Source organism: Anabaena sp. FACHB-1237, assembly GCF_014696225.1.
Taxonomy (GTDB): Bacteria; Cyanobacteriota; Cyanobacteriia; order Cyanobacteriales; family Nostocaceae; genus FACHB-1237.
In genome coordinates, this window is record NZ_JACJPV010000003.1 from 38036 (window position 1) to 55936 (window position 17901).

12 protein-coding genes, 1 tRNA gene and 1 pseudogene are annotated in these 17901 nt (G+C 36.0%); 6 read left to right on the plus strand and 8 right to left on the minus strand.

Translation table 11 applies throughout. From position 1 onward, the window contains the following. The first annotated feature begins 47 nt into the window (after positions 1-47). Both H6F32_RS02040 and H6F32_RS02050 read left to right on the plus strand, forming a co-directional pair. The gene (locus H6F32_RS02040; RefSeq protein ID WP_190367676.1) at positions 48-1526 is read left to right on the plus strand and encodes a YdiU family protein; all 1479 of its coding nucleotides are present in this window, start codon (positions 48-50) and stop codon (positions 1524-1526) included. A gap of 657 nt (positions 1527-2183) precedes the next feature. Further along, a complete protein-coding gene (locus tag H6F32_RS02050; RefSeq protein ID WP_190367677.1) occupies positions 2184-3254 on the plus strand; it encodes a transposase in 1071 nt (356 codons plus the stop codon). A 17-nt stretch (positions 3255-3271) separates the two neighbouring features. Here the strand turns inward: H6F32_RS02050 and H6F32_RS02055 are convergent, their stop codons facing one another. Then, positions 3272-4216, minus strand: a complete 945-nt coding sequence (locus H6F32_RS02055; RefSeq protein ID WP_190367678.1) for an ADP-ribosylglycohydrolase family protein — start codon at positions 4214-4216, stop codon at positions 3272-3274. 273 nt (positions 4217-4489) lie between these two features. Between H6F32_RS02055 and H6F32_RS02060 the strand changes: the two genes are divergently transcribed. Further along, entirely contained in the window at positions 4490-5713 is a 1224-nt protein-coding gene (locus H6F32_RS02060; RefSeq protein ID WP_190367679.1) for an MFS transporter, read from the plus strand. A gap of 101 nt (positions 5714-5814) precedes the next feature. Here the strand turns inward: H6F32_RS02060 and H6F32_RS02065 are convergent. The 3 genes from H6F32_RS02065 to H6F32_RS02075 all read right to left on the minus strand — a co-directional run bounded on the left by H6F32_RS02065 (position 5815) and on the right by H6F32_RS02075 (position 7613). Further along, positions 5815-5888, minus strand: a tRNA-Arg gene (locus H6F32_RS02065). 172 nt (positions 5889-6060) lie between these two features. Further along, on the minus strand, positions 6061-6579 hold the full coding sequence (gene ilvN / locus H6F32_RS02070; protein WP_190367680.1) for an acetolactate synthase small subunit: 519 nt from the start codon (positions 6577-6579) through the stop codon (positions 6061-6063). 128 nt (positions 6580-6707) lie between these two features. Further along, positions 6708-7613 carry an alpha/beta fold hydrolase gene (locus H6F32_RS02075; protein WP_190367804.1) on the minus strand — a complete coding sequence of 302 codons (906 nt, stop codon included), beginning with the start codon at positions 7611-7613 and terminating at the stop codon, positions 6708-6710. 445 nt (positions 7614-8058) lie between these two features. Between H6F32_RS02075 and infC the strand changes: the two genes are divergently transcribed. The 3 genes from infC to H6F32_RS02090 all read left to right on the plus strand — a co-directional run bounded on the left by infC (position 8059) and on the right by H6F32_RS02090 (position 11544). Continuing rightward, entirely contained in the window at positions 8059-8592 is a 534-nt protein-coding gene (infC, locus tag H6F32_RS02080; protein ID WP_190367681.1) for a translation initiation factor IF-3, read from the plus strand. A gap of 527 nt (positions 8593-9119) precedes the next feature. Then, positions 9120-10766, plus strand: a complete 1647-nt coding sequence (locus H6F32_RS02085) for a zinc-dependent metalloprotease (RefSeq protein ID WP_190367682.1) — start codon at positions 9120-9122, stop codon at positions 10764-10766. A 307-nt stretch (positions 10767-11073) separates the two neighbouring features. Further along, positions 11074-11544: a DUF4079 domain-containing protein gene (locus H6F32_RS02090; RefSeq protein WP_190367683.1), complete on the plus strand. Its 471-nt coding sequence runs from the start codon at positions 11074-11076 to the stop codon at positions 11542-11544. Between the two features lie 255 nt (positions 11545-11799). Here the strand turns inward: H6F32_RS02090 and H6F32_RS02095 are convergent, their stop codons facing one another. The 4 genes and pseudogenes from H6F32_RS02095 to H6F32_RS21150 form a co-directional block, all read right to left on the minus strand. Further along, positions 11800-12477 (minus strand): DUF1997 domain-containing protein, encoded by a 678-nt coding sequence (locus H6F32_RS02095; protein ID WP_190367684.1) that lies wholly within the window; start codon positions 12475-12477, stop codon positions 11800-11802. Between the two features lie 144 nt (positions 12478-12621). After that, positions 12622-12963 carry a DUF760 domain-containing protein gene (locus H6F32_RS02100; protein WP_190367685.1) on the minus strand — a complete coding sequence of 114 codons (342 nt, stop codon included), beginning with the start codon at positions 12961-12963 and terminating at the stop codon, positions 12622-12624. A gap of 248 nt (positions 12964-13211) precedes the next feature. After that, complete coding sequence (locus H6F32_RS02105) at positions 13212-14168, minus strand: RNA polymerase sigma factor, RpoD/SigA family (protein WP_190367686.1); 957 nt, start codon at positions 14166-14168, stop codon at positions 13212-13214. Between the two features lie 1251 nt (positions 14169-15419). Beyond that, a pseudogene (locus H6F32_RS21150) lies at positions 15420-16880 on the minus strand (chemotaxis protein CheA); the annotation flags it as partial. Positions 16881-17901 lie beyond the last annotated feature (1021 nt).

Below are 17901 nucleotides of genomic sequence, written 5' to 3' on the forward strand. Positions count from 1 at the left end.
TATTTTATTGCCATTGTCAATCACCAATCACCAATTACCCATCACCAATGAATATAACTGAAACTGCAAATAATATCAATTCCGAAAACCCCCTCCTAACGCTAAAGTATGAACCTGCTATAGAATCATTAGGTAATGAATATTATGATCAAGTTATAGCAGAACAATTTCCTCAACATACTTTACGGTGGCGTAATGATGCGATCTTACCCACATTAGGACTTAATCCCCGATTTGTCAAAGATGAGGATTTTATTAATGCTTTTGGTAAATTTCAAGGACGTGAACCCTTTTTAGCCTTGCGTTATCATGGTTATCAATTAGGTCAATATAACCCCCAATTAGGAGATGGTAGAGGCTTCCTCTATGGACAAGTTAGGGGTACAGACGGACAATTATACGATTTTGGGACAAAAGGTTCTGGTAAAACTCCGTATTCTCGCGGAGGTGATGGAATGCTGACTCTCAAGGGTGGTGTCCGTGAAGTGCTTGCAGCAGAAGCATTACATCGTTTAGGAGTGAGGACTTCACGCTGTTTAAGTATGGTAGAGACAGGGTTAAATTTATGGCGTGGAGATGAACCTTCTCCTACTCGATCTTCCGTCATGATCAGAATGAGTAAATCTCATATTCGTTTTGGTACTTTTGAAAGATTGCATTATATTCAAAGACCTGATTTAACTAAGAAATTATTAGATCATGTAATTGAGATTTATTATCCCCATTTGCATAACTCCCAAGATGCACTAGAAGATAAATATGCTTTGTTTTATGCTGAATTAGTCAAAAGAGTAGCTGAGTTAGTAGCACAATGGATGGCAGCAGGGTTTTGTCATGCAGTGTTAAATACTGATAATATGTCTATTACTGGAGAAAGTTTTGATTACGGTCCTTATGGGTTTATTACCACATACGACCTGTATTTCACAGCAGCATATTTTGACTATTATAAACGTTATTGTTACAGTCAACAACCCGAAATTTGTAAGTTAAATTTAGAGTTATTACAAGAAACCTTAAAAGGGATAATTCATGAAAATGATTTAGATGTAAGTTTATCTAAATTTGGAGAATATTATCAAGCTGAATATCGGCGTTTAATGTTGCAGAAGTTAGGTTTTGCTAATTTAGCTAATTTACAAATTAATGAAGTTGATCATCTATTAAGTTTAACTCTGACTTATTTGCATGAAACTCAAGTTGGATATCATCAATTCTTTTATGAAATGGCCAATAGTTTTGATATAAATTGGCGAGATGATCAGGCTTTAGTCATGAGTAAATCAGAAATTTTTCCTGGTATTGGTAAGTCAGAAATTTTTGATAATTGGTGTTTCTTATATCATCAAATTCTCAATAATTTACCAATAGAAAAAATAGAACAAGTTGCGGAAAATCTCAGATATTATAATCCCAAAACCGCATTATTAAGACCTGTAATTGAGTCAGTATGGGAGCAAATTACAGAAGTAGATAATTGGCAACCTTTTTATGACTTAGTAACTACTTTACAGGAGGGAAAATAACCTAATTCCATTTAATTAACTAGCGCAGGCATCCTGCCTGCTTATAACTGTCTATTTAAGTATAATGTATATGAATATTGACAATATTTATCAGATAATTCCAGGACTTACGCAACTGGCACATTAGTAGGGTGTGGTTCGACAAGTTCACCAACCACGTTATACAGTATAAATCATGTAAATAACCAAATTGTTGATATCTGACGCACCCACTGAACAGATTTTTTAGTGTGACACTTGCGTAAGTCCTAAATACTAGCAAAGCCTGTGGATTATTAAAAGCTACAGAGAAAGCTACAGACAGTTATATCATCTGGAAAAGGGTTAAAGAAAGATAAATTTATAAGCATAGCAGTAGTTATTAGTTAGACTCCTAGATGTATGTGAAATTTTATGAGGCTTTTTTCTCTCTAACAAAGATGTCTTAACTAGTAGAAAAACTAAACAACTAGTTTTAATCCTTACCTGATTTTACATGGTCAGGGATGTGTTACTGTTAATTATAGCCACCACTATGCTTTTAGCTTTTTGGGGTTTTGTGAATGTTTAGTGGAGTACTATTTGGCATAGGTGGTATTTTAGGATATAACGCATCTTTAAGCCTGAAGCGTCGAGAAAGTGGACGCAAAACAAATTAATAAATAAATGGTGTCTACAGTGAAAAAACTAACTGATTCTGATAAACAAGAAATTCTCAAATTATATCGAGAAACGGCAGAAACTACCTCTACTTTAGCAGAACGCTATGGCGTGAGTAACTCTACTATTAGCCGCTTACTCAAAAGCACCTTAGTGGAAGAAGAGTATGAATATCTGGTTTCCTTAAAACGCGCTGCTAGAACCCCTGAAGGCAGGGCGCAAGTCAATTATGACCAAATACCACTTCTAGTCCAACAAACACCGGTTTTAGAGCCTTCTAGTGGTGTTAGCAGTAATGTAGAGTTACCCATACCAGAGGTACAACAGCCAATTATTGCTTCAGAACCAGAAATAGCTACTACAGCTATTACAAAAGATATAATGCCTGAATCTGTAGTGACAAGAAGAGTAAAAACTCGTTCATCGGCAGTAGAAAAACCTAAATTATCTACAGTCAAAGAATTAGAAATTGTCAGACATCAACCCACAGAACCCACAGAACCCACAGAACCCACACAGGCAAAACAAAGTATACAGGTTGTTAGTACCCCCAAACCCAAAATTGAACCACGACAAACCAAACCAGTGGCCACGAATAACACTGCTAATTTATTTGCAGAAATTTTAGCAGAGGAAATACTGGAGGAAGATACTGATGATTTAGATGATGATTTAGATGTTGATTTGTATGATGATGAGGAAGACTTTGATGAGGAGGAGTATGAAACTCCCAAACTACTCATCACTAGACGTAAAACAACCACTGGAGAAGCATCTGTCCAAGTTTTACCATTGTCTCTAGCACATTTACCCAAAACCTGCTATTTAGTAATTGATCGCTCTGCTGAGTTAATTACTAGACCATTAAAAGACTTTGGTGATCTCGGACAAATTCCTACTTTAGAAAATCAACAACGTACTTTACCGATTTTTGACAATCATCGTGTTGCCAAAAGGTTTTCTACAAAGCGCGATCGCGTGATTAAAATTCCTGATAGTCAAATGCTACATAAAGCTAGTAACCATTTACAAGCTAAGGGAATTACCAGGTTGTTAATTGATGGTCAGGTATATTCTTTATCTGTGTAGTAGTTAAGTGTTAATTTTTAACCGTTACAGATTTTCATAGCTAGGTTATTAGCTAGATTAATAATATCTTGCCTTCTAGCTATTTGTTCTATCCATGTGTGGGGAATATCATCTAAACCATAGTATATTCCCGCCAAACCTCCAACCACAGCCCCAGTAGTATCCGTATCTTCCCCTAAATTCACCGCTTTTAATACTGCTGTGGAATATGATGTACTATGCAAAATACACCATAAAGCAGCTTCTAAAGTGTGAATAACATAACCACTGGAATATATAGCTTCTATGGGTAATTGTGCAATTTCACCACTCAAAACTCTCTGAAAAAGATGTATTTCAGTAGAGTACTTGTCCTGACTGTAAATTTTTTGAATGCTGTTAATACCTTGATGGTAGGCTGTAAGTAAGTTCGCGCCTTGAAGTAATTCCACCGCTATACTGATATAAATACCGCAGGCCATTTGTGATCTGAGATGGCCATGAGTAATAGCAGAAACTTGATGAACCTGTGTAATTAATTCTGTAAAAGATACAGTTTCATATAAAAAAGCCATTGGTAAAATTCGCATTAATGAGCCATTGCCATTACTACGTTCACTAGTACCACCTGCGGCTAAAGCCGGAACACCTTGGGCAAACCTGTTAATTGCTGCTTGTGTAGTATAACCAATATCAAATACTTGACCATGAGGAGTCCAATAGTTCTCTGTATACCATAAAAGAAAAGATTTGGCAACATCATCTACACAATAGCCATGACATAAACTTGCGGCTAAACACAAGGTTAATGAACTATCATCAGACCAAGTACCCGGAGGTTGATTATAAGTACCATAACCCATCATAGTAGTTACTGGTGATATCATCCGTTCTTGACGGCTAGTAAATTCTACAGGTACACCTAAAGCATCACCTACACATACACCCATTAAACCAGATAAAATAGTTTCCGCATTGATCATTAATTCAATTCACCTAAATATAGACAGCAATGTATATTTTAGAATAGCAAATGCAATACCAAATTAGCGATCGCTCAAGGATCTTATTTAACTTATTTAATTTAAAACGTTTTTGCTTTTAATGCTTTTAATTTAGATGATAAACACACGCAAAATGCTTGTACTACTGTAATTGCGTCAGATAAAGAAAATTTGTCTATTTACAGGATTTATACATCTACAATATTATAATAAACACAACCTAGCAATAAACTCAAGGTAATTGCATCTACCGTGAAAATATTAGATACTGATGACACTAAACTGCGGCAAAACTTGATTTTGCTATTTGCAGCAGGACTGTTTTTTTGGTCAAGTCTAGCCTCCCTATTACCTACCCTACCACTATATATAGAAGAAATTGGTGCGAATAAACAACAGATAGGCATAGTTATGGGTAGCTTTGCTTTAGGTATGTTTATTTTTCGTCCATCAATGGGGATCTTAGCAGATCGGCGTGGACGAAAACTAGTAATGTTCATTGGTATGGCAGCAGCAGCGATCGCTCCTTTAGGATATCTAGTAGTTAAATCTATCATCCTTTTAAGCATGATTCGCAGTTTTCATGGTATTAGTATAGCCGCCTTTGCTACGGCCTATATGGCTTTAGTGGGAGATATCACACCACAACACCAACGTGGTCAAATAGTTGGTTATATGAGTTTAGTTAACCCTATGGGAGTAGCAATAGGTCCAGTCATAGGAGGCTTTTTACAAGCCAATATGGGTTATACTCCATTATTTCTTTTTGCCTTTACATTGGGAATTTTAGGCTTATTATGCCTCATACCCATTTTGAACCCCCCAGCGATCGCTAAACCCACAGATATTCAAGAAGAACCTTTTTGGCAAATATTAACTAGTCCTCGTGTGCGCGTTCCTGCCATAGTCTTGTTAATATCAGGATTAACATTAGGTAATGTACATACTTTTATATCTTTATATATCAAGTCAACAGGAGTCCCACTAAACCCAGGATACTTTTTTACAGTGGCAGCTATGTCTAGTTTTAGTTGTAGACTATTTACTGGTAAAGCATCCGATCAATATGGACGTGGTTTATTTGTCACTGCGAGTTTAATAGCTTATAGTCTAGCTATTCTATGTATTTCCACAGCCAATAGTTCTACTATGTTCTTGATAGGAGCGTTAATGGAAGGAGTAGCTTCTGGTACACTCATTCCCATGATCTCAGTATTAATGACAGATAGAGCATTGCCCCATGAGCGTGGTAGAATTTTTGGTGTATCATTAATGGGATTTGATGTAGGGTTAGCGATCGCAGGTCTTATTTTTGGACAAATAGCCCAAATAGCGGGTTATCGTGCTATGTTCGCCACAAGTTTGATATTAACTATTATTGCTATGATCATCTTTATCACACAGTCAAGCCGTAACCTGCGTGACTCCTTGCGTTTTGCTACTGGTCGTGGTATAGATATTTATGCAGTAAAATAGGTGATTGGTACACTCCACAGAACTCCGGACTCCTTGATCTCCTATAAATGAAAAACACAAACTATACTACAGTATAGCTTGTGTTCACTCTTTCTTCTTAACGGGCGAGGAGGGATTCGAACCCCCGACACCGTGGTCCGTAGCCACGTGCTCTAGTCCACTGAGCTACACGCCCTTACTTCTTTCAACTCACAGTTCTCATCATAGCATGAACTTCTGAAATTATGCAAGCAAATTTTAGAAATTTTCCCAAGAATTTTTGAGATCATCTCAAAAAAACCTGAAAAGCCTTATCAGCTACCACTGATAGCTGACCACTGATAGCTGACTACTGATAGCTGACCTGACTAAACCTTCGCTTGTAAAGACTTGAGTAACTCAGTATTTACACCAGACTCACGAGTTAAGCAAACCTTACCAGTGCGAGCAATTTCTCGCAGTCCGAACTTTTGTAAAACCTGGACAATAGCTACCATTTTACCAGGATCACCGACCACTTCCAAAGTTAGAGAATCTTCTGACACATCCACAACTCGCGCTCGGAAAATCTGAGATAATTCAATCACCTCAGAACGATTACTAGTAGTAGCATTAACCTTTAATAGCATTAATTCCCGTTCTACACAAGGAGTTTCTGTCACATCCTGTACTTTAAGCACATTAACCAACTTATACAATTGCTTAGTAAGTTGTTCAATAATGCGATCGTCACCAGGTACAACCATAGTAATACGGGAAATACCATCTTGTTCTGCAGGTCCTACAGCAAGACTTTCGATATTAAAACCGCGACGAGCAAATAAACTAGCAATACGGGATAAAACTCCCGCTTCATCTTCAACAAGCACAGATAACGTATGTTTCATTTTCCCAAAAGAAAGTTACAAGAGCATGATCACAATATCATGAAGGAGATCGAGGATTCACCGACTCACCGAGTCAGGAGCGGGGAGTGGGGAGTCTGGTGCTGGGGGAAATATATTTTACCCACCAATTACCAATTACCCATGATCCAATCCAAAATAGTTTGATTAACCTGTTCAGGGGATTCATCATGGGGACAATGGCCTACATCTTCTAAATACAAAACCTGTAGCCTCTCATTATAACCCGCAAATTGACTAGCTAAAGCCGGTGGTACAAATTTATCTTTTGTTCCCCAAATTAACAACATTGGTATATTTAAACTTGGTAAAATTTTCTTCACACTAGGACTGAAATTAAGCGAAATACTGCCTTGAAATAACGCTTTAAAAGCTCGTGCTGATCCTCTATCCTGGGGAGGACCTGCCAGAATATCTATTAATTCATCCGTAATAGCTTCAGGATTAACATAAGCTAAACCTGCCCAACGTTTTAATACACTAGGACGACGAATAAAATAAAATAAGGGTTTTAAAACAATTCGGGAAGCAAAGATACTTTTAATTTTACTCACTATAGGCTGTAATACTTTAGGAATCATTTCTTGTTCTATACTAGGATCGGGTAAACTCATCATAATGATACCTTTAACCATTTCAGGATGAGTAGCAGCAGCCACTAGAGAAATTAATGAACCTATAGAATTACCAATTAAGACTACTGGTTCATTAATAAAGGTTTTCCAAAAATCATAAACTTGTTCTACCCATAATTCAATATTATAACTAGTTGCTGCCTTTGTAGAAGCTCCAAAACCTAACATATCTAAAGCATAGACAGTATGATAATTAGCTAATATTTCTAAATTATGTCGCCAATGGCCAATAGAAGCACCAAATCCATGTAATAAGATTAAAGGAGGATTTTGCAGATACTGTGGTGATGGACGTAGATAGGTATAGCGAGTTTTCCAACCTCTCCACATCCAATCTCTTTGATTGCCAACTCTTTGCCGCCAAGGTATTGTAGTCATAATTGGTGATTGGTGATTCTGTAAAATATATTTCCCCCTGCACTCTGCACTCTGCACTCTGCTCCCGACTCCCGACTCCCGACTCAGTGACCCCTCCACATTAAATAATGTAAAATATTATGTGATTTAGATAAGATACTGACAATTTTATCTTTAATTTGGTTATACTCAAACTATGCCGTCAAATTTACTATTTGCGCTGTGATGGTTAAAAGTTACAAAAAATAACACTTAATTTATATTGTGTGAATTTTTGTTATCTCTTCACCTTTCACTAGTGATCTATCCATTTGCAGGATACAGATCACTAAAAAATTAGCTACTGAGGAAGTGGACTCATTCTCCATTTCTAAGTTATTATTGCATTTTGCCTTAATTGGCATATCAAAATAAACTAAGCAACCTAAATTAACCCCAATTCTTACCTAAAGAGCAGCCACTAATCATAATGCCTGTGATTGAGAAAAAAAGAACTCGCGATCTGCCCCAAATTAACGAACGGATTCGCTACCCGAAAATTCGGGTAATTGACACTGATGGCGCACAATTGGGAATCCTAGTTCCCCAAGAAGCGCTACAATTAGCCGAGGAAAAAGAATTAGACCTAGTGCTAATCAGTGACAAGGCCGATCCCCCAGTCTGTCGGATTATGGACTACGGAAAATATAAGTTTGAGCAGGAGAAAAAAGCGCGGGAAGCCCGAAAGAAACAACACACAGCCGATGTGAAAGAAGTGAAGATGCGCTACAAAATAGAAGAACATGACTATAATGTGCGTGTCAAACAAGCGGAACGCTTCCTGAAAGATGGTGATAAAGTAAAAGCTACTGTGATGTTTCGGGGTCGGGAAATTCAACATAGTGACTTAGCGGAAACTTTGCTCAAGCGGATGGCAACAGATTTAGAACCTTTTGGTGAAGTTCAGCAAGCGCCTAAGAAAGAAGGGAAAAATATGATGATGCTGATATCACCGAAAAAGTAATTTTCTCTCATTGTGTTGTAAGATTTATTCTGTGAGATACTAAAATCCCCGATTTCTTCAAGAAGTCGGGGATATTGTTTTTTTGTTGAAGTTGAGTTGTTCTAAATTAGGTTTGATGTAGGACTTATGCAAGTGTCACACCAAAAATCTAATATAGGATGCGTCAGATATGAAGAATATGTTTATCTACATGATTGATATTGTCTGACGCACCCTACAACTTGAGTTCAGTAACCCCTGTTTATTTTTTTTCATATTCTTGATCAAAATCTCAAATTATTGCTATAATGTAAATTCTGTTATAAGCATATACAGTAGCAGAAATTAATTATGTAAAAACTTGTAACAACTTTCAATACTTCTGCCCAAATTATTTAATGCAATAGACATCTTGTAATAACTAAGTATGCGTTTTCTGCAACCCTTCTAGAGACGTTCTATAGAACATCTCTACATATCAATTATCGGACAGGTCTAATTAACTCACTAATTACAGTGATATAAAACATAAACCCAGGACATCTGCAATGAAAATGATTGCTTTATTAGACATCTCCACAAATGAGGTATTAGACGTGACTGAACAAGGCTTTTATCTTCTTTTTCGGAGATGTCTATTCATAATTTTTTGTAATAGTTTACTAATTCAAATTAATATAGAAAATGCCCATGCACAAAATGTAAAATTACCCAATTCTCTTGCTCAAAATCACCTAGAAACTACTAAAAAAGATATGGTATCTGATCACCCAGAAATACCAATAGGTGTATATGAGTTAATCAAAAATTATTTAACTAGTGGTCAGGATCATGAAAATCTTGATAAATCTAGGAAGATATTTTCTCATTTACAAAGCGATCGCTTATGTTATTTTATGGCATCTAACAATAAATTCTTTTTCGGTAAGTTGGCAATTTTACTGTTAACGAATAGTTGGCATAATGATCAATATCATAAACATTTTATTCAGGATTATTTACGGTTAATTATTGCCCATGAAGTGGGACATACCTTAGGTTTACGTCATAATTTTCGCGGTAGTAATTATCTTTCTCCAGAGGAATTAAACAACCCGGAAATTACTAAGAATAAGGGTTTAACAGCTTCAATTATGGATTATGTACCTCCAAATATTGCCCGATATGGTACAAAACAGGGAGATTATTTTCCTAAGATGGTTGGACCCTATGATCAATGGGCAATTGAATATGGTTATACTCCCAGTAATTCTCAAAATACTATGGGAGAAAAGCCTTTTTTAAATTCTATTGCTGCTAGATCCAATCAACAAGAATTAAGCTATGCTACTGATGAAGATGTAACTAATAATGATCCTACTGTTTCTCCCTGGGATCATAGTAATAATGTCTTGGTTTATGCTGAAAATCAGTTAGCTAATTCCCGGTTGATGTGGAGTAAATTAGATCAGTATTCTCGAAATTTACAAAGTTATAGTGATGTTTCTGCTAAGTTTATGAGAATTTTAATCAATTATTCAGACAACTTAAACTATACTACTAAGTATATTGGAGGTCAATCTTTTTATCGCTTAAAACCAGGAGATAATCAAGGTCAATCACCATTTGTTATTGTTCCTATCACAGAACAAAGACAAGCATTAAAAAATCTCCAAAAATATGTCTTTGCGGAGGATGCTTTCAATTTTTCTCTACAATTATTAAATCAATTAACACCTTCCAGATGGGGACATTGGGGAAGTAAAATTCCTCAAGGACGTTTAGACTATCCCGTTCATGATTTAGTGTTAGATATGCAAACTATGGTTTTAAATGATTTACTTTCAGGCGATCGCTTACGACTTTTAAAGGATTTAGAATTTAAAAATCCTCCAGGACAAACTTTAACTTTATCTGAACTATTTAACACTTTACTAACAGGAATTTGGACTGAGATTTTACAACCACAAGGTAAGGTAAAAATTTCTAGTTTACGTCGTGGTCTCCAAAGAAAACATCTGGAAATATTAGCAGCTATGATATTAAGAAAAAAGCCAGTACCGGAGGATGCCAGAACTTTAGCATGGTATCAATTAAAGAAATTAAATCAACAGTTAAAAAGAGTTAGTTCTGATGATCAATATACCCAGGCTTTTTTATTAGAAACTAGTGATCGTATTCACAAAATACTCAGTTATTCTCTAGTAGCAAATTAAGTTGTAGGGACAATTCATGAATTGTCCCTAGAAGGGTTTGGTAGTTATGCATATTTCAGGCGTTGCTGAACTCAGGTATGAAATTGAGAAATTCAAAATTTGAAACTTTGCGTCTAACGCAAGTGCTTCGCTGATGCGCGAAATAAACGCGAAATAAATATCATACCCCAATTCAGCAACGCCGTGTAATGATCACGACTTACGCAACTAGCATATTGATAGAGTGCGTCAGATATCAAGAATCTCCTCAAAATTCTCAAGATTTATGCTAAGTTTTATTAAGATTTAATAATTGGAAGTAAAGAAGATGGTTTTAGAAATGTCACCAACCGCTAAACTAGCTCTAGAGTTTGTCCATCCCCTAATTATGTGGGTGTTACTAGCGTTGTCATTGTATGCAGCTTACTTAGGACTACAAGTACAACGTACTAGAAATGCTGACGCTGAATTAAGAAAAGAATTAATAAAAGGACGCTATAATCTCAAACATTATCAAATAGGTTCTATTATACTAGCCCTAATGGTAGCAGGATGTATAGGAGGTATGGCTGTTACCTACATTAACAATGGTAAATTATTTGTTGGTCCACATCTATTAGCTGGACTAGGTATGACAGGTTTAGTGGCGTTTTCTGCATCCCTATCACCTTTCATGCAAAAAGGAGCAAATTGGGCAAGAGTAAGTCATATATTACTAAATTTTGGCATTTTAGGTCTATTTGTTTGGCAAGCATTCTCAGGTGTAGAAATTATCCAAAAAATTCTCAGCCCAGCATAGTTTTTCCCACAGTGTAGAGTGCAGACTACAGAGTATACATCTGGTGGTAATTAAATGTGTATGAATTGAAACTGTTAATTAACCCTTGTAGAGACGTTATATCAAATGTCTCTACTTTCTTTTTCAGGCGTTGCTGAACTCAGGTATGAAATTGAGAAATTCAAAATTTGAAACTTTGCTTTGCATCTAACCCACTGAAAGTGCTTCGCTGATGGGGGAAATAAATATCATACTCCCATTTAGCAACGCCCTTTTTCACTTTTTATGGCACTTTTTGCCAAAAGGTATCCCCAAAGAATAATGAAAATCCTTTTGTACCTTGTGGGTTAAATGACGGGATACTTGACGGACAATTTGATTAAGTAAGCGATCGCCAGTAGACTGAATTAAATTATGGGGTAACTTGCGAATAAACCAAGGAAAATGCAACTCTACCACCAAATCTAAATTCCATTCTACCTTAGTGATACCATGACCATCATCTACCAAAAAAGTAGATGATTTATAACTGACATTATAACCAGGTGGTTGATAATCAGGAACAGGAATAGTAATAATATCATACCTGCGATTTTCTGGAGGTAATAATTGTAACCCTACCTTGGGTTCTATCTCATAACCGAACGCACCAAAACGCCCTACCACCAGAACATAACTATTTTCACACAGAGAACAGACTTTTATCGGTTCAGCACAACGCACAAACCATAAACCATGAGAATTAAAATACTCCTCTACCTGTTCCACAGGAGCATACATTTCCATAAAATCTTGATAATGACCATAAAACTTAGTTGGGGTTTGACTATTGGGACTATGGCTTTGGTGATGTCCCTCCTTTACAATAGTTTCATCAACTATCATCATGCCATTTAAAGATACATGAGAATTAAGTATTTCTAATGACTTATCATCTTTATTATCTATCATCATAAATGGGGTATTTCTATAATTGGTGAATTTGGTTACATATAATTATAATTCCCCAATTTCTACCAGAAATTAGGGAGATCATCATGAAAAAAATAATTTTCCTTTAGTTTTATGGACTTTTCTTGACTTTCATTTACATTAAATTTATAGGTTGCTATTGCTATCCTCAGTTCCTTGTAGAACAGCATCAAAACTCATTCTTTGTTCTGCATTACGTAAAAAATAACCACTAATCATAGCAGATGCTAATAAACGTCCTAAACTTTCCCTACTAGTAGTGATAGTCACACCAAATTGTTCAGGAGGCAAATTTCCCAAAAGTCCGATAATATTACGTTCCATCACTTGAAATACTTCAGGAGAAGTGGGTTTAGATAACTGAGTCACAGTTTCAGGACTTAAAGACCTCACATATTGCCATAGTAAGTTACTAGTCTCTGCATCACTGTTAAAAAATTCTGATACACGATTAGAAGAATTACTCACCTTTAACCTCCGTTATTATCACTACGTGCTGTGGTGTTTTGCTGGAATTAATCAATAATCTATTATTTACTTATCTTTAACCAAAGTAACAGGTGAATGTTAGATATGCAATAGGTTTAACCGTACCATGATCGGCGTGTTTTTGCGAATTAGCTGTCAGAAGTCACCGAGTCACCAAGTCAAGTGAATAATAATTAACACTGATAGCTGACTGCTGATAGCTGACTGCTGACTGCTGATAGCTAACATTAACTAGCTAAATATTCATTCATACCAGCCTTATACTTACGAAGTTTATTTAAGGCTTCCCGTTCTATTTGTCTCACTCTTTCCCGACTAATATTGAGTTGTTCTCCAATTTTCGCTAGTGTGAGAGGTTTACCATCAGTTAACCCAAAACGCAGAGAAATTACCTCTTGTTGTTGGGGGGTAAGTTCTGACATCAGCCGTTCTAACTCATAAGACAGAGAAGACTGCATCACAAAATGCTCTGGTGTGTTATTTGTATCTTCTAACATCTCCCCTAGTTCAGTATCGTAATTATCTCCCAGTCGCAAATCTAGAGATAATGGTAAACGAGCTTTTTCTAAGTAGTCTCTGACCTGTTTAGGTGTTAAATCTAATTCTTCCGATAATTCTGCTGCTGTGGGCGCACGTCCCAAGGTTTGTGATAGTTGTCTTTGTGCTTTTTTGATTTTGTTCAGTTTTTCCGTAATATGTATAGGTAAGCGGATAGTGCGGGCTTTTTCCGCTATCGCACGAGTGATAGCTTGACGTATCCACCAGTAAGCATAGGTAGAAAATCTGTAACCTTTGGTGGGGTCAAACTTTTCTACTCCCCTCTGCATTCCAATACTACCTTCTTGAATTAAGTCCAGCAAATCTACATTGCGCTTAATGTATTTTTTGGCAACAGATACTACTAGCCGTAGGTTCGCTTCTACCATTTTCCTTTTCGCTAGTTCACCTTCAGCGATCGCCTGATTAAGTTCTGCTACTTCTAAATTAGCTGCTTTTGCCCAATCTTCTACACTTGGCTGATAACCTAATTCACTGGCTAAACCTTGGCGAATATCCTGTAAAAGTACAGATCGTTGTACCTGTTTACCATAAAAAATCTCTTCTTCGTGGCTTAGGAGTGGCACACGGCCAATCTCCCGCAGATAAGTCCGCACGAGGTCGGTGGCTGTTTGAGAGGTCTTCATGGCACTACTCTTTAATAATAATGGGTTGGCGGATAGGGTAGTTAACTGATAGCAAAATCCAACATAAGCTATTTCACGCTTTAGTCTGTAAATATTTGGTTAATTTACGCTTAATTTTAAATTTTATCTATGGGATTTTAGCTATGATTAGCTATTAATTATACCCAGAATCAATCTAAAACTAATTAAGCTAGAAAATACGCTATAGCTGGGAACTGACGCGCCCGATCAAGTCGGTTACTCATTTTTAAGAAGATCAGGTGTTCACTCGTAAAAGTTCCACCATTTGGCAATAGACATCTCGAATAATTAAAATTTTCTTACAGTAGATTAGGCTTCTAGCCTAATTTCTACAAGATGTCTAATGGGAATTTGATCTTTGCTTTAGCTTTGTTGTTGAGATGTGCAGGCTATCAAGCCTTTCATCCTAGTCTAGTAATCTTGCATGGAATGTGTATTTGATTTACCTCCCGTTTTGCACAAATATCTGTAATGAGATACAAGGTAGCAACTTAGACCTAGTTTGTCTTTTTTTTATTGTAAATAATTGTAACATTTATGAGAGTGAGTTGACTAGTCCCAAAGCCAAAATTTTTTGGTTATTGAGAGTGAACCTGTCTAAGAAGGCTAGATATCATTGATTTACAGGTATTTACAGCCAATAGTATAAATCTTAGGGATAGGAAATACATCCTCATATTTGTTAAGATATCTCAATAGTAACTATAGAAAGTGTTCTTATAATTATTGCTTAATGTTTAAAGGTTCAGATCCCCGACTTCTTCAAGAAGTCGGGGATCTTTTTGTGGATAGTTCCCTTTAACCTGATTGGGTGACAATTTAAGCTATATGTAAATGAGATCAGTTTGCTAATGACTGCACCATAAAACTCGCCAAAGAGCAATAACACTGCTAGAACAATTTCCATGATAATCCTTAGAATCTCTTTTTCATGAGTTCTTAAAGTAATAAAAAGTGTCCAAGACGCGAAATAGCAAATCTGCTTTATTGTAAATTATTGAATGTCGTTTATTTTTTTAAACAACATAGGTTACAGCACATTCCATCTACATGAGGTACACTATAAACACAGCAAGATGCCTGTGTTACAAGGGTTTTATCATTAACATCTGTACCTCATAATAACGGAAACTGCTGTATCTTATTTGCGTCAGTAAAATGAGAATGTCCATTTTTTCTGCACTTTCAGATACAAGTAGGTAGTAATGTATTTTTCTGCTAATAATTACCACCAATATATTTAGACATCTTACCATGAAAGATATCAATAATTTCTAACACATCGGCTATGGGCATAATCATCCCATCCCTTAGCACTGTGGCACCTGCTACACCTATGGGTTTAGGTACTGGTCCTTCAAACTGCTTAATAACTATTTCCTGTTCACTTAATACCTGATCAATTTGCAAGGCTACCATGTTATTGCCAGAACGTACTACAATCACCGAAATCATGTCATCATCACTTATACAACCATAAACACTATTACGACTGATTTGGCGATTGAATACTAAAATGTCTTTTAAAGGCTTAAATGGTAGTATAGTGTCACGCCACTTAATAAATGATTGTCCATCAGTATTTTTCTTAATATTTTTAGCAGGTATATCTAATGTATCTTCAATACCATCCATTGGGAAAGCTATTCTTGCTCTGTCTGAAGTACATAATAACGCTTTACAAATACTTAATGTTAATGGTAAGCGGATTGTAAAGGTAGTTCCTTGACCTAATACAGAATCAGTGGTAATTGTACCACGAATTTCGCTGATTTTTTTCTGCACAACGTTCATGCCCACTCCACCGACTTTAATATCATCTAATTCATCTGCGGTACTAAAACTTGGCAAAAATAACAATTCATAGATATCACTACGACTCATGGTTCTAGCTTGTTCTACCGTAATAACACCTTTTTTAATGCCCTTTTGCTTGACCTTTTCATGATCAATACCTGCTCCATCATCACTCACGGCAATAATAGTTTGGTTTCCTTGTTGTAATGCTCTGATGGTAATTTTTCCTACTGGTGGTTTGCCTCTACTTTGACGTACTTCTGCTGTTTCAATGCCGTGAGCGATCGCATTATTTACCATCTGCGTTAATGGATCTTTGAGATGATCTAAAATCGTCTTATCTATTAAGGTATCTGTACCTTCTGTGACTAGTTCTACCTGTTTACCATATTGATTATCTGGCATTCCTTTCCACAGTAAATCAATAGCTTGGCTAAATGGAACCATGCGTGCTTTGGTCAACCCCTCTTGTAACTGACTAGTTGCTTGTCGTATTTGTCTAGCTACCTGTTCTGTTTCTTCCAGTACAAAGTCTATATCACTAGCTGAGTCTTGCACTCCTACGATCAACTCAATCATTTCCTGGGCTAAACTATGAAAAGGTGTAAATTTATCCATTTCAATGGCACTAAAACCCCGATCTTGATGAACATTGTATTTCTGTTCTCGATGACGATAACTAGCTAATAATGAAGATTCTAACAGCGATCGCTCATAATATTCCTGCATCCGCGCTCCCACATCTGATAAATTCTGTACTTGAATCAGCAAATTATTCAAGGATTTTCTTAACCGTTCATAATCTTGCTCTAAAATATTACGATTAACTACTAACTCTCCCACTGAGTTACTCATATCATCCAGTTGCTTAACTGGAATTTTCATAGTTTCTTCGTCTGCAATTCTATGGGTAGTAGTCTGGGTAATTTTACTAACAACATTTTTATTAGCTGGAGATGTTTCACTAGATATATTTTCATCTGTTTGTTTGAGGAAGTTTTCCAATTCATCAAACTCATCATTAATTAATGACTGTGAAGGGCTATGGGCTGTACCCACTGACTGTGGACTGCTGACTGCTAGTCCATCATCTACTAAGGAAATAAAATCTGGTAATAATTTAAAATCCTGGTTTGCATAACTACCAACATTAGTAAAATTAGCAAGTTCAGCAAATAAATTATTCTCTAATTCATCTAAACTACTATTTTCTTGCTGATTTTCTGTTCCTAATAAATCTAAAACAGAATCTTGTGGTAATGTTAAATCAAAGTTATTCTCTACCGAAATATTAAGATGATTCCTATCTACTGAGTCGTTGCCAAATATATCTATTTCTGTATTAGGTAAATTATCAGCAGCAGAAAACAAACTAGCTTCTAATTCTTGAACTACTTCTGTATTACTGGGAACAGAAAACTGTTGTATTGTGGCTATTTCATCCCAGAAACTATCTAAGTTAACTTGTGCATGATCACTATTATTAGGTATTTCTGAAGCAGCAAATATATCATCAATATCTAATTCATTGTTGATTAATGATATATTTTTCTGTGCATTTGCCAATAAATCATCTAATGGCAAACTAGCATTGCCTGATGATTTTTGTGCGGATATATTGGTTTGTAAATCTTCTAAATATTCTAAATTTGTTTCTACATTTGGCAGTTTTACTTCTAGTTGATTATTGTCTTCTGGAAATATAGGTAATAATTCACTAGTAACTGCATCTACCTCCGTTTCTGATCTTATTTCTAGTACATCTGCCAATGATCCTGCTATATGGACTCCAGAATTTTGACGAGATTTTTGGGAAATAGCAATTAATTCTACAAGAACATCATCCGAGGGAAAAATCAAGTCCATACTTTCTAAATCTGAACTGATTGATGTTACTTGCTCATTGTTGCTTTGT

What these genes read in the sequence shown, in the direction of transcription:
- H6F32_RS02040 (WP_190367676.1), top strand. Translation starts at nt 48, where the DNA reads ATGAATATAACTGAAACTGCAAATAATATCAATTCCGAAAACCCCCTC.
- H6F32_RS02055 (WP_190367678.1), bottom strand. Translation starts at nt 4,216, where the DNA reads ATGATCAATGCGGAAACTATTTTATCTGGTTTAATGGGTGTATGTGTA.
- ilvN (WP_190367680.1), bottom strand. Translation starts at nt 6,579, where the DNA reads ATGAAACATACGTTATCTGTGCTTGTTGAAGATGAAGCGGGAGTTTTA.
- infC (WP_190367681.1), top strand. Translation starts at nt 8,059, where the DNA reads ATGCCTGTGATTGAGAAAAAAAGAACTCGCGATCTGCCCCAAATTAAC.
- H6F32_RS02085 (WP_190367682.1), top strand. Translation starts at nt 9,120, where the DNA reads ATGAAAATGATTGCTTTATTAGACATCTCCACAAATGAGGTATTAGAC.
- H6F32_RS02090 (WP_190367683.1), top strand. Translation starts at nt 11,074, where the DNA reads ATGGTTTTAGAAATGTCACCAACCGCTAAACTAGCTCTAGAGTTTGTC.
- H6F32_RS02095 (WP_190367684.1), bottom strand. Translation starts at nt 12,477, where the DNA reads ATGATGATAGATAATAAAGATGATAAGTCATTAGAAATACTTAATTCT.
- H6F32_RS02105 (WP_190367686.1), bottom strand. Translation starts at nt 14,168, where the DNA reads ATGAAGACCTCTCAAACAGCCACCGACCTCGTGCGGACTTATCTGCGG.